This window comes from Pseudomonas sp. Sample_11 (assembly GCF_004307505.1).
Taxonomy (GTDB): Bacteria; Pseudomonadota; Gammaproteobacteria; order Pseudomonadales; family Pseudomonadaceae; genus Aquipseudomonas; species Aquipseudomonas atacamensis.
On record NZ_RCOD01000098.1, the window covers coordinates 1 to 12,229 of the forward strand.

Below are 12,229 nucleotides of genomic sequence, written 5' to 3' on the forward strand. Positions count from 1 at the left end.
AGCCGCTGCGCCCGGATCGATCCCGGAGCGAAGGAACCCCGAGCCCCAGCGAGCGGGCCGAACGTCAGGGCGAAGCCTTTTTGGGTACTTTTTCGGCGTCTGGAAAAAGTGCCTCGCCGTAAGGGCGAAACCGCCAGCCGCAACACCACCAAAAAAGGATATACACCCAAAAACCCCAAAGCATGGTCGGCCCAAAGGCCGCCAAGTCCCCCCAAAAAAAAAACCCCACAACCGAAAACCAGTGTGGGGCGAAAAAATTGGTTGGTTGCGGCCAACCAAAGGAGCTCTGTCAAAACCATTCAAGCGCTCAGATCAAATACACTCCTGAGCCGCCCGCTCAAAACTCGAAGGCAACAAATTCGACGCCAGCAAATGCCGCTCATAAATGAACACCTTGCCGCCCTTCCCCGCCTTGTACGCCTCCAGCACGTTATCCGCCGAGACCTTGCTCGGCACCACAATCCGATAACTGCGCTGACTCTGCGAAACCGTCGGATTCAACGCACTGCCCTGCAACTTCGGCACCACGCAATCGGCGTACTGCGCCGGCGTCTTGCTGGTCTGCAAGGTCAGGGTCGGATCGTTCGGCGCCGAAGCGCAACCGGCGAGCAACAGGGAAACAAAAGCCATGGCTGGCACGAATAAAGGACGCATCTGGGTAATCCTGAAAATAAAGGTTCGGTTCAACCGGCAACGGTTCGACTTCACGGCGCCGCCGTTGCCATTTACGTTTTAAGAATCAGCTCGACGCCACCAGGGCCTTGAGCGACACATCGAATTGCTTCAGCGCATTGAGTTGCAGGTCACGTTGCTGATTGATCTGCGCGGCGATCTGCGGCGCCGCCTGGTTGTGCACCCAGACCGAAGGCAATTCTTGCTCGATCGCCCCCTCGGCCTTGCCGATGTATTGCAGGTCGGCGTCGTAGAACCGTGCAGAGAAGCGCGCCTCGACCAAACTGTTGCGCTGAGTCAGCAAGCGGTTGAAGGTGTCGAGCTTGACCACCACGTCCGGATGGGCCTGAACCAGCGCATCGAGGTTGTCGTAGACGGTCACCGAGACGAACTGCTGTTGCAGCGAACTCACCAGCCAGTCGAGGGCCAGTTCCGGGTCGGAGCTGCCGACAAAGGCGTCGCGGATTCGCGAGTCCAGTGCGTCTTTCGCACCGTTCAGCGCCATGTCGTGGTAGCGCTCCAGGTATTGCAGGTTCTGCAACGTGTTTTCGCTCAACAACACACCCACGGTCTGCGTGTGCTGCAACGCCGAGGCGCTGGCAGCGATGGGTTGCAGGTGACACGACCGGGCGTCGTCTGCGTAAGCCGGTGCGGTAACTACCCCGCCCATCAGCAGGGCGATCATTGCCAGTCGAGTCAGAATGTTCATCGCGCAATTTCCTTGAGCTGCGTCTTCGATGGAGGCGATTTTCCGCCGATCGCCGGCAAAGCAGAACTTGCGTTTCTTGATGGTCACTATTACTTCCAGCAATAGTTGCGCGTCGCGCAGACTGATGCACACTGAGCACATTCAAGAAAAATGATGAGGGTCTCGCCTTGAGAACGTTTGATCTGATCCGTGACGCCGTGCTGCCTGAATATCGCGACCGCGTAGCCGAATACCTGATGCAGTACGAAAGCATCCTGCTGGACAAAAACGCCCGCGATGCGCAATTGATCCGCGACACTGCCCAGCAACTGCGCGGTTATCTGCGCGGGCTCAACACCACGCGGGTGCTGGGCATGGCCTATTGGGAAGAGCTCGATCGCCGCGTGGTAGACACCTGGCTAAGCCCGCAAGAGTGACCGCTGGAGCGCCAGTGGTCTGCCGGGCAACACGCCCCCTGCGAAAAACCTGACCAAACGCTTACAATCGCAGGCCTATTGCCATACAGACAGGCCTGCCCGGAAATGCCGCTCGACCCGCCAACGATGCTGACCATCACGATCGCCCTCGCAGCCGCTGCCGCGCTGTACCTGGCGGTCGAGTGGCGCAGCATCCGTGAGCCTTCGCTACTGTTCTGGAGCGCCGGTTTCGCCACCATCACCATCGGTTCCACCCTCGCGCTGCTGCGCAGCAGCGGTTTTCTGCTGCTGGGCATCTGGTTCGCCAACGGCCTGCTGGTGACCGCGCACTTCTTTTTCCTGCTCGGTGTGGCGCGCTTCACCCAGACCCGACTGTCGCCGGCGTGGTATCTGATTTTCGCGACGTGGCTGATCATGTTGACGTTGCCGGACGGGCCGCTGTGGTCCAAGGCCATGCTGGTGGCCAACTCGCTGCTGGTGGCGATCCCGACACTCAAGGCCAGTTCGCTGCTGCGTCCACACGGCAAGTCGTTGAGCGTTGGCGCGGTGCAACTGCGTTATGTGCTGCTCGGCCACGGCATCTTTTATGTGGCCAAGGCCCTGACCGTGGTGATCCCCGGCACGCTGATCGATCTGGCGGCGTTTCGCGGCGAGATCATTCAGATCTCGCTGGTCGAAGGCGCGATGGCGATCATGTTGATCGCCCTGTCGATGACCGGCACCGAGCGTTATCGCCGGGAAAAGCAAATCGCCCGCCTCGCCGAGCGCGATCCGCTCACGGCCCTCTACAACCGCCGCGCCCTGGAAAAGCGTACGCCTCGCCTGCTGGCCGGTGTCTCCGCGCAAAAACCAGGGGCGCTGCTGTTGATCGATATCGACAACTTCAAACTGGTCAACGACCAGTACGGGCATATCGCCGGTGACCGCTTGCTGATTGCCCTGAGCGAGATGATCCGCGCCCAGCTTCCGGCCAATGCATTGACGGCGCGGCTGGGTGGCGATGAGTTTCTGATGCTGCTCAACAACGCCTCAGCCGAAGCTATCCTTGAACTGGGCAACGCCTTGCGTGAACAGTTTCTGGCCTTGGCGTCGCACACATATCCCACGTCCGCTGCGGTGACTTTGAGCATCGGCGCCACCCTGTTCGACAAACCGCCGGCCAGTCTCGCGGCGTTGATCGAACTTGGCGACGCCGCGCTCTATGAGTCCAAACGCGGCGGACGCAACCGCTTGCGCCTGTCCGGCCTCGCCACTCCAGGATGAACCCAGCCATGTCCAGCCACGCCACCCCGCTGCAAGACCTCGCCGCCCCCGAAGGCGTTTGTTACGGCTGCGGCGGCCGCAATCCTCAAGGCCTGCACGTGAAAAGTCGTTGGGATGAGGACGGCAGCCACGTCATCGCCGAGCATCTGCCCGACGCCCAATACTGCGGCTGGCCGGATCTGGTTTACGGCGGGCTGATCGCCATGCTCGTCGACTGTCACTCCAACTGGACCGCCATGGCCTGGCACTACCGCGCAGAAAACCGCGAAGCCGGCAGCCTGCCGCGCATCGACTGCGTGACTGGCAACCTCGGGATCAAGTTCATCAAGCCAACGCCGATGGGCGTACCGCTGCTCTTGCGTGCGCGGGTCGAAGGTGAAGTCGGGCGCAAGACCCGGGTGATTTGCGAGGTGTATGCAGGGGAAGTGCTGACGGCAGTGGGTGATTCGGTGTTTGTGCGGGTGGATACGGGGCAGTTGGCGGATGCAGCGCATGGCCGCGAAAGCCAAAGCCCCTCACCCTAGCCCTCTCCCAAAGGGAGAGGGAACTGACCGCAGTGTCTGGTGGAAATAGGCCGACCTGGGAAACCGAGTCGAACACAAATTCTGAAAAGCTTGAAAATCGGCTCCCTCTCCCTCGGGAGAGGGCTGGGGTGAGGGGCTGCGGTTCAAGCCACGCAGCCACACTCAAGCCGAAAGCGAAACGTTCTGAGCCAGCTCTTCAACGCGACAAAGCCGCCACACCCGCCCGCGCCGCATGCAGCTTTTTATAGCTTTCGATCAAGCGCAAATGCCGGTCCAGCCCTTCCAGCTTCATGCTCGTTGGCGTCAAACCGTAAAAACGCACACTGCCATTCACCGAACCAATCGCCGCATCCATACGCTCGTCACCAAACATCCGGCGGAAGTTGGCCTCGTAGTCTTCCAGCTCGAGATCCTCGTCCAGCTCCATCTCAAGCACCACATTCACAGCCTGATAGAACAAGCCACGCTCAACGGTGTTGTCGTTGTATTGCAGGAACGCCTCAACCAGATCCTTGGCCTCGTCAAACTTCTGCAGCGCGAGGTAGATCAACAGGCGCAGTTCCAGAATCGTCAACTTGCCCCACGGCGTGTTGTCATCGAACTCGATGCCGATCAGTGTGGTGATATCGGTGTAATCGTCCTGCTCGCTGCGTTCCAGGCCTTGGACCAGATTGCGCAGGCCAACCTTACTGAGGTTGTGCAGGTTGAGGATGTCGGCGCGAAATTGCAGGGCTTTGTTGGTGTTGTCCCAGATCAGGTCTTCGATCGGGTAGATTTCCGAGTAATCCGGCACGAGGATGCGGCAGGCCTTGGCGCCGATGTGCTCGTAGACCGCCATGTAGACTTCCTTGCCCATGTCTTCGAGGATGCCGAACAGGGTCGCGGCTTCTTCGGCGTTGGAGTTTTCGCCTTGGCCCGAGAAGTCCCACTCGACGAATTCAAAGTCTGGCTTGGCACTGAAGAAGCGCCACGACACCACACCGCTGGAATCGATGAAGTGCTCGACAAAGTTGTTCGGCTCGGTGACTGCCTGCCCCGAGAACGTCGGCTGCGGCAAGTCGTTGAGGCCTTCGAAGCTGCGGCCCTGGAGCAGTTCAGTCAGGCTGCGTTCGAGCGCGACTTCCAGGCTCGGGTGCGCGCCGAACGAGGCGAAGACGCCGCCAGTGCGCGGGTTCATCAGGGTCACGCACATCACCGGGAATTCACCACCCAGCGAGGCGTCCTTGACCAGCACCGGGAAGCCCTGCTCTTCCAGACCTTTGATGCCGGCGAGGATGCTCGGGTATTTCTCCAGTACCTCTTGCGGTACGTCCGGCAGAGCCATTTCGCCTTCGAGGATTTCGCGTTTGACTGCGCGCTCGAAAATTTCCGACAGGCACTGCACCTGCGCTTCAGCCAAGGTGTTGCCGGCGCTCATGCCGTTGCTCAGGTAGAGGTTTTCGATCAGGTTGGACGGGAAGTACACCACTTCACCGTCCGACTGGCGCACAAACGGCAGCGAGCAGATGCCGCGCTGGGTGTTGCCGGAGTTGGTGTCGTACAGGTGCGAGCCGCGCAGTTCGCCGTCGCGGTTGTAAATGCCGAGGGTGTAGTCGTCGAGAATTTCGCTGGGCAATTCGTCTTTCGGACCCGGCTTGAACCACTTCTCGTCCGGATAATGGACGAATTCGGCGTTGGCGATGTCTTCGCCCCAGAACTGGTCGTTATAGAAGAAGTTGCAATTGAGGCGCTCGATGAACTCGCCCAGCGCCGACGCCAGTGCGCCTTCCTTGGTCGCGCCCTTGCCGTTGGTGAAGCACATCGGCGAATGCGCGTCGCGAATGTGCAGCGACCAGACGTTGGGCACGATGTTGCGCCATGAGGCGATTTCGATCTTCATGCCGAGATCGGCAAGGATCTTCGACATGTTGGCGATGGTCTGTTCCAGCGGCAGGTCCTTGCCGGCGATGTAGGTGCCCGCCTGGGAATCGGACTGCGGCATCAACAAGGCCTGGGCATCGGCGTCGAGGTTGTCGACTTCTTCGATGATGAACTCGGGGCCGGTCTGCACCACCTTCTTCACGGTGCAGCGGTCGATGGAACGCAGGATGCCCTGGCGATCCTTGTCCGAGATGTCGGCGGGCAATTCGACCTGAATCTTGAAGATCTGGTTGTAGCGGTTTTCCGGGTCGACGATGTTGTTCTGCGACAGGCGAATGTTCTCTGTCGGGATGTTGCGCGTGTCGCAGTACAGCTTGACGAAGTAAGCCGCGCACAAGGCCGACGACGCCAGGAAGTAGTCGAACGGCCCCGGTGCCGAGCCATCGCCCTTGTAGCGGATGGGCTGATCGGCGATCACCGTGAAGTCGTCGAACTTGGCTTCAAGTCGAAGGTTGTCGAGAAAGTTGACCTTGATTTCCATGCGGGATTACCAGAATACGGCTAAACGAATGGCGGCCATTATCCGGTTTTTGTGCGGGAAGTCTCGCCCTTTCGGGATTCGCCGCTGGCCGGCGCTGCTGGAAATTCCAACGGATTCGCTACACTTTGAAAAAATCCAGGCGATACCAATAACAACAATCTGAACATTGTGCGCTCGCCATTGTTCTAGATTCAGAAGACACCGGATCAAGGACGAGCACATGGCCGTTACTCTCCCTGCGCAGCCAATCCCCACCCCGCAACGCGCCGTGACCCGGCGCCTGGCCATCGCCGTTGGCGCACTGTTCGTTGCGGGTGTCATCGCCGCGATCAGCACCTTGCTTGGGATCGCCAATACCCTTGACGCGAAGGATCTGGAACAGAACCAGTTCTATTCCGTGCGCGCCGTGGAAAACCGCATCACCGCGTCGAAAAACTACATCACCAGTTATGCCTACTGGACTCGCGCCTATGAGGCCTTGAGCGGGCCGATCGACGTCAACTGGGCCTACACCGAACAGAACATGGGCAAGACCCTGTTCACCAGCGACGGCTACGACGGCGTTTTCGTCCTCGATCGCAAGCGCACCAAGTACGCGGTGATTCGCGGGCAGATGGTTGAAACCGACGTATCCAGCGTACTGCAAGCGCCCGCCTCGGCGCTGGTCGAGCAGGTGCTGAGTCAGCCTGATCTGACCAAGCCGATCAGCAGTTATTCATTGTTCGAAGGCTGGCCGGCGCTGATCACCGCTGCCGCGATCATTCCCAACGACGAGCGCCCGCTGGATGAATTGAGAAACACCTCGGTGCTGGTGTTCGTCGACAAGCTGACCCCGACCAAACTGCGCAAGATCGGCAGCGGTTATGGCCTGACGAACCTGACCCTGGTCCCGGACGGCACCATTGAGAAAGGCCATCCAAGCGTGCCCCTCGACAGCACCGGCTACAGTCTGGTTGCCGACCTGCAACGACCCGGCCAGCAATTGTTGTGGACGCTGGTGCCGCCGCTCGGCGCGACGTTTCTGGTGCTGATGCTGCTCACCGCCTATTTTTTCCGCCATGCATTGCGCTCATCGCAATACGTCGACAACAGCATTCATGCCATGCAGGCCTCGAATCAGGCACTCGAGAAAGCCAATCATGCCCTCGAAGCCAGTGAAGAACGCTTTCGCGCCGTGGCCGAAGCGGCGTCAGACTGGATCTGGGAAGTTGATGATCAGTTGGCGCTGACCTATCTGTCGGCACGCTTCAGCGAAGTCACCGGCTACCCGCAAGCCCTGTGGCTGGGCCAGGACATCGGCGAATTACTGACTTGCGACACCACGCCACTGGAGCTGTGGCTGCGCAAACTCAGCGAAGAAAACAGCGCCGGCGATTTGCGCTGCACTTATCGCGATCATTCCGGGCAGCCACGCCACTGCCGGCTCTCGGCGCGGCCGATTTTCGACAAGGACAGCGTCGTCGGCTATCGCGGTACTGCCAGCGATATCACCGACGAAGTCGCCGCCCATGCGCAGATCCAGCACCTGTCGATGCATGACGCCCTGACCGGTCTGCCCAACCGCAACAAACTGGCGCGTTATCTGGATGAAGTGCTGATATTGAAAGAACACTCGCCACCACTGTCGCTGCTGATGATCGATCTGGACAACTTCAAACCGATCAACGATTCCCTCGGCCATCCTGCCGGTGACGCGGTACTCCAGGAAGTCGCCACGCGTCTGCGCGAATGCACCCGCGAGCACGACCTCGTCGCCCGCCTCGGTGGTGATGAATTCGTCGTGGTGCTCAATGGCATGGACAGCCATAACGAGATCGACAAATTCTGCACACGGCTGATCGGCAGCCTGCATCAGCCGATCCTCTACGAACAGCATCCGCTGCATATCGGTGCCAGTGTCGGCATCGCCCTGAGTCGTCGGCACGGTTTCGTCGCCAGCGATCTGATCCGCTACGCCGACATCGCGCTGTATCAGGCCAAGTCCGATGGTAAGAACACCTGGTGCTATTTCGAAGCGCACATGAGCGACCAGATCCAGACGCGCCGACAAATGGAAGATGACCTGCGCCATGCGCTCAAGCACAACGAATTTGTCCTGCACTATCAGCCGCGCTACAAGGTCGACGGCAAGCACATCGTTTCGGTGGAGGCGCTGGTGCGCTGGCAGCATCCGACCCAAGGGTTGCTCGGACCGGACGTGTTCATTCCGCTGGCCGAGCAGACCGACCTGATCGTCCCGCTGGGCCGCTGGGTGCTGCGCGAAGCCTGCGAAACCGCGCTGGAATGGCCCCATGACATTCTGCTGTCGGTCAACCTCTCGCCTGCGCAGTTCGCCCTCAGCGACGTCGTCGAAGATGTCCGCGAAGTGCTGGTGGAAACGCGTTTCCCGGCCAGCCGCCTGGAGCTGGAGATCACCGAAAACGTGATGCTCAACGACACCGACGGCGCGCTGACCACCATGAATCAGCTCAAGGAGCTCGGCGTGCGTCTGAACATGGACGACTTCGGCACCGGCTATTCGTCGCTCGGTTATCTGCGCGCCTATCCGTTCGACGGGATCAAGATCGACAAACGCTTCATCGCCTCAATCAGCAGCGGCACCAACGACCGTGCCGTGGTGCAAGCGATCATCGGTCTGGGCAAAGCCATGGGGCTGACGGTGACGGCCGAGGGCGTCGAGACCGAGGAGCAACTGGCGATTCTCGGCAAGGATCAATGCAACGAGGTGCAGGGTTATTTCATGAGTCGGCCGATCGACAAGGCGGCTTTTGCTGATCTGCTACGGGCTTCGCGCCTGTCGCTGGTGAGCAAAAAAGGTCGGGTAACGTGAATCTCAACCATCGTTGGCAACGCGCACCTTGCCGCTGAACACGCGGAAACCGAAGGTGTTGTAGGCCAGCGTGATGGGGATCAGCACGGCGAATCCGACCAACATGAAGATCTGGCTGGTGGGGCTTGAGGCTGCTTCGCTCAAGGTCAGATCCGGCGGAATGATGAAGGGAAATAGCGCGACCAGCATCACCGCGAAAGCCAGGACGAAAACGCCCAAAGCGGCGAACAACGGCACACAGTCAAAGCGCCCGTGAAAACCTTTGCTGAACACCCATCCTAGAGCGCTGACGATCAGCCCTGCCGGCAACCACAGCCGAATATCGGCGAGCCGCCGGGCATATTGCGGCTGCAATGTCGCCGTCCATGCGATCAGCACCAGCAATAACGCCACGGTGACAAGGGACAGCACGCGGGCCTGGCGGGCCGAGTGCTGCTGCAATTCATCAAGGGTGCGCCAGTACAGCCAGCACGTTCCCAGCCAGACGTAACCGAGCACCAGCACCAAACCGCAAAACACCGGGAACGGATTCAGCCAGTCGCGGCCATCGCCAATGTACTGACCGCCCTGATGGGCAACTCCATGCACGAGGGTGCCGAGCACCATGCCCTGGACAAACCCGGTCAGCAGCGAAGCCAGCGCCAGCACGCTGTCGACGATGCGCTTGCGTCGTTCGTTCGGTGCGTAATCGCGAAACTCCAGCGCCATGGCCCGCGCGATCAAGGCGAGGAACATCACGATAAAAGGCACGTACAAGGCCGGCAGCAAGATCGCGTACGCCAGCGGAAACAACGCCAGCAGCCCACCGCCGCCGAGCACTAGCCAGGTTTCGTTGGCGTCCCATACCGGCAGAATCGACACCGCCATGGCTCGCCGCTGATGACTGCAACCTGTTAGGCCCATGAGCATGCCGACGCCCAGATCGGTGCCGTCGAGCACTACGTAGTTCATCACCGAGAACGCCAATGCGGCAGCACACAATAGAGTCAGCCAGTCGGTGTCCATGTCTGCGACTCCTCAGTGCCCGGTTTCGTCGGCAAGGGTGGGCTGCGGCCCCGGTTGATCCTGCTGTGGCGGCTCGCGCAACAGGCGCAGCAATACCCACAGACCGATGCCGAAGATCAGCAGATAAAACAGCAGAATCAGCCACGTCGACCCGACGACTTGAGCCCTCGACACCGACGACAGACTGTCCGCCGTGCGCATCAATCCGTAAACCGTAAACGGCTGTCGTCCCACTTCGGTGACGACCCAGCCGCTGAGCATCGCCAGAAATCCGGCCGGCGCCAGCAGCACGCACGCGCCCAGCCAGCGACGCGCCGTGTACAGGCGATGACGTCGGCGCAGGATCAGGCTGACCACACCCTGCCCAAGCATCAACAGTCCCAGCCCGACCATCAGCCGGAACGCGAAAAACACCGGCGCCACGGGCGGGATGTCCTCAGCCGGAAATTCATCAAGCGCGGCGATGGTGCTGATCAGGTCATGCTGCAGGTAGAGTGAGCCGATGCGAGGAATGGCCGCTTCCCAATGGTTGCGGCGTTCTTGCATATCAGGCCATGCGAACAGCCGCAGTGGCTCCCCCGCGCCTTCTGGCGGGCGCGTCCATGAGCCTTCGATGGCCGCCACTTTCTGCGGCTGGGCTTGCAAACTGTGCCGGCCATGCAGGTCCCCGACAACAATCTGCACCGGCATCAGCAGCGCAATCACCCACAGCGCCATGGAGAATTGCAGGCGAGCGCGCGGGTTTTTCGGGGCCTTGCGCAACTGCCAGGCGCTGATCCCGGCAATCAGCGTCGCGCTGCCGATGAACACGGCGAGCAGCATGTGCGCCAGGCGATAGGGAAACGAAGGATTGAAGATGATTGCCCACCAGTCCTCAGCGAGGAAACGTCCGTCCGCGCCAATCGAATAGCCGGCGGGGGTTTGCATCCATGAGTTGGCGGAAAGAATCCAGAACGCGCTGATCAGCGAGCCCACCGCCACCGCACACGTGGCAAAAAAGTGCAGACGCGGGCCGACCTTTTTCAGGCCGAACAGCATGATGCCGAGAAATCCGGCTTCAATGAAAAACGCCGCCATCACTTCATAGAACATCAGCGGGCCGATGACATCTCCGGCCTGCACCGACAGCCGCGACCAGTTGAGACCGAACTGATACTCCAGAATCAATCCAGACGCGGTGCCCACTGCGACATTCAGGGCAAACACTTTGAGCCAGTAGCGATAGACATCCAGATAAACCTGGTGCCCGGTCCTCAACCACAACGCCTCCAGCACCATCAGGAAATTCGCCAGACCGATGCTGAACGCCGCCAGCACGATGTGAAAGCTGATCGTGATCGCGAACTGGGCGCGGGCGGCCATCAGGGCCGAATCGACAGGCTCCATCCATCAGCCGCTGTAGAACACAGCCAGCTTGTTGCCTTCAGGATCGCGCAGATAGGCCACGTAAAAGTCCGGCGTATAGGCCTCGCGCGTGCCCGGCGGTCCTTCATTGCTGCCGCCACTGTCGAGCCCGGCCTTGTGCACCTGATCGACCTGGTGCCGCGAGTCGGCGCGAAATGCCGGCATCATGCCGTTGCCGGGTGTCGCCGGCTCATCGTTGAACGGTCGCGAAATGTGCACACTACCGGGGCCGTTGGACTTGTCGGCACAATCGGGCAGGTAAAAACAATAGTGTTCTTCGCGATCATGCCGGTAGCCAAGCGGCGTCAGGATCGCCTTGTAAAAATCCGCCGAACGCTCGACATCGTTGGCGCCGATAAACAGATAACTGAGCATGGGATCTCCTCCGATGGCAGCTGTCAGCGCTGTGGCTGTTCCTCGTTCAGGGTAAAAACGTTGCCGGCGTCACGCACCAACTGGCGCCATTCGGCACTGGTGATCAGGCCCTGCTCCTCCATCTGATCCGCAGCCTTGAGCAGCTCGTCATACTGCTGTTCCGGATCCAGATCGCCCTCGGCCTGCTCCGCCATCCTGCGCCATGCCGCCAGTGATGCCTTCTTTTGCTGATCGAACATACGGGTATCTCCTGAGGGACTTACCCGGTAGAAAAAACAGCGCGACAGAGGTTCAGGGCAGACGACGGATGGACGGTTTAAGCGGAATTCTTTTGTAGGAGTGAGCCTGCTCGCGATAGCGGTATATCGGTCAAATCAAATTTGAATGTTCCTCCGTCATCGCGAGCAGGCTCGCTCCCACAGAAAAGCAAAATCAAAAGATCGCAGCCTTCGGCAGCTCCTACAGTTGGTCGCGTACCACCTCAAGTACAGGTCGGCTGTCAGGCTCGCTCCCACAAAAGTAAAAGCAAAGCAGCGCAGCTGCCCGCGGCGCAGCCGCCCCACTCAACAATGAGCGCAAGCTCGAGTACCGCTTTTGATCTTGATCCACCGGCGACGTCGGAAGGCTGAG

At 60.1% G+C, this 12,229-nt stretch carries 11 protein-coding genes; 4 read left to right on the top strand and 7 right to left on the bottom strand.

Annotated elements, in window-relative coordinates; genetic code table 11:
• Window positions 1–312: 312 nt before the first annotated feature.
• Entirely contained in the window at window positions 313–654 is a 342-nt protein-coding gene (locus D8U60_RS25925; RefSeq protein WP_071172017.1) for a hypothetical protein, read from the bottom strand.
• A gap of 85 nt (window positions 655–739) precedes the next feature.
• Window positions 740–1,381 carry a class II glutamine amidotransferase gene (locus tag D8U60_RS25930; RefSeq protein WP_051600691.1) on the bottom strand — a complete coding sequence of 214 codons (642 nt, stop codon included), beginning with the start codon at window positions 1,379–1,381 and terminating at the stop codon, window positions 740–742.
• A 167-nt stretch (window positions 1,382–1,548) separates the two neighbouring features.
• On the opposite strand from D8U60_RS25930, the gene D8U60_RS25935 reads away from it, so the two are divergent.
• From D8U60_RS25935 to D8U60_RS25945, 3 genes are all read left to right on the top strand, one after another.
• Entirely contained in the window at window positions 1,549–1,797 is a 249-nt protein-coding gene (locus D8U60_RS25935) for a hypothetical protein (RefSeq protein WP_016774432.1), read from the top strand.
• Between the two features lie 105 nt (window positions 1,798–1,902).
• Complete coding sequence (locus D8U60_RS25940) at window positions 1,903–3,060, top strand: GGDEF domain-containing protein (RefSeq protein WP_130901283.1); 1,158 nt, start codon at window positions 1,903–1,905, stop codon at window positions 3,058–3,060.
• Window positions 3,061–3,068: 8 nt separating this feature from the next.
• Entirely contained in the window at window positions 3,069–3,584 is a 516-nt protein-coding gene (locus tag D8U60_RS25945; RefSeq protein WP_016774430.1) for a thioesterase, read from the top strand.
• A 196-nt stretch (window positions 3,585–3,780) separates the two neighbouring features.
• Here the strand turns inward: D8U60_RS25945 and D8U60_RS25950 are convergent, their stop codons facing one another.
• Window positions 3,781–5,985 (bottom strand): OsmC domain/YcaO domain-containing protein, encoded by a 2,205-nt coding sequence (locus D8U60_RS25950; RefSeq protein WP_110599287.1) that lies wholly within the window; start codon window positions 5,983–5,985, stop codon window positions 3,781–3,783.
• 220 nt (window positions 5,986–6,205) lie between these two features.
• Between D8U60_RS25950 and D8U60_RS25955 the strand changes: the two genes are divergently transcribed.
• Window positions 6,206–8,815, top strand: a complete 2,610-nt coding sequence (locus D8U60_RS25955) for an EAL domain-containing protein (RefSeq protein WP_130901284.1) — start codon at window positions 6,206–6,208, stop codon at window positions 8,813–8,815.
• A 3-nt stretch (window positions 8,816–8,818) separates the two neighbouring features.
• Here the strand turns inward: D8U60_RS25955 and cydB are convergent, their stop codons facing one another.
• The 4 genes from cydB to D8U60_RS25975 are packed head-to-tail and all read right to left on the bottom strand — an operon-like array spanning window position 8,819 to window position 11,838.
• A complete protein-coding gene (cydB, locus tag D8U60_RS25960; protein ID WP_130901285.1) occupies window positions 8,819–9,820 on the bottom strand; it encodes a cytochrome d ubiquinol oxidase subunit II in 1,002 nt (333 codons plus the stop codon).
• 12 nt (window positions 9,821–9,832) lie between these two features.
• Window positions 9,833–11,206: a cytochrome ubiquinol oxidase subunit I gene (locus tag D8U60_RS25965; protein ID WP_130901286.1), complete on the bottom strand. Its 1,374-nt coding sequence runs from the start codon at window positions 11,204–11,206 to the stop codon at window positions 9,833–9,835.
• A 3-nt stretch (window positions 11,207–11,209) separates the two neighbouring features.
• The gene (locus D8U60_RS25970; protein WP_130901287.1) at window positions 11,210–11,599 is read right to left on the bottom strand and encodes a VOC family protein; all 390 of its coding nucleotides are present in this window, start codon (window positions 11,597–11,599) and stop codon (window positions 11,210–11,212) included.
• A gap of 23 nt (window positions 11,600–11,622) precedes the next feature.
• Window positions 11,623–11,838, bottom strand: coding sequence for a hypothetical protein (locus D8U60_RS25975; RefSeq protein WP_016774424.1), 216 nt, complete (start codon window positions 11,836–11,838; stop codon window positions 11,623–11,625).
• Window positions 11,839–12,229 lie beyond the last annotated feature (391 nt).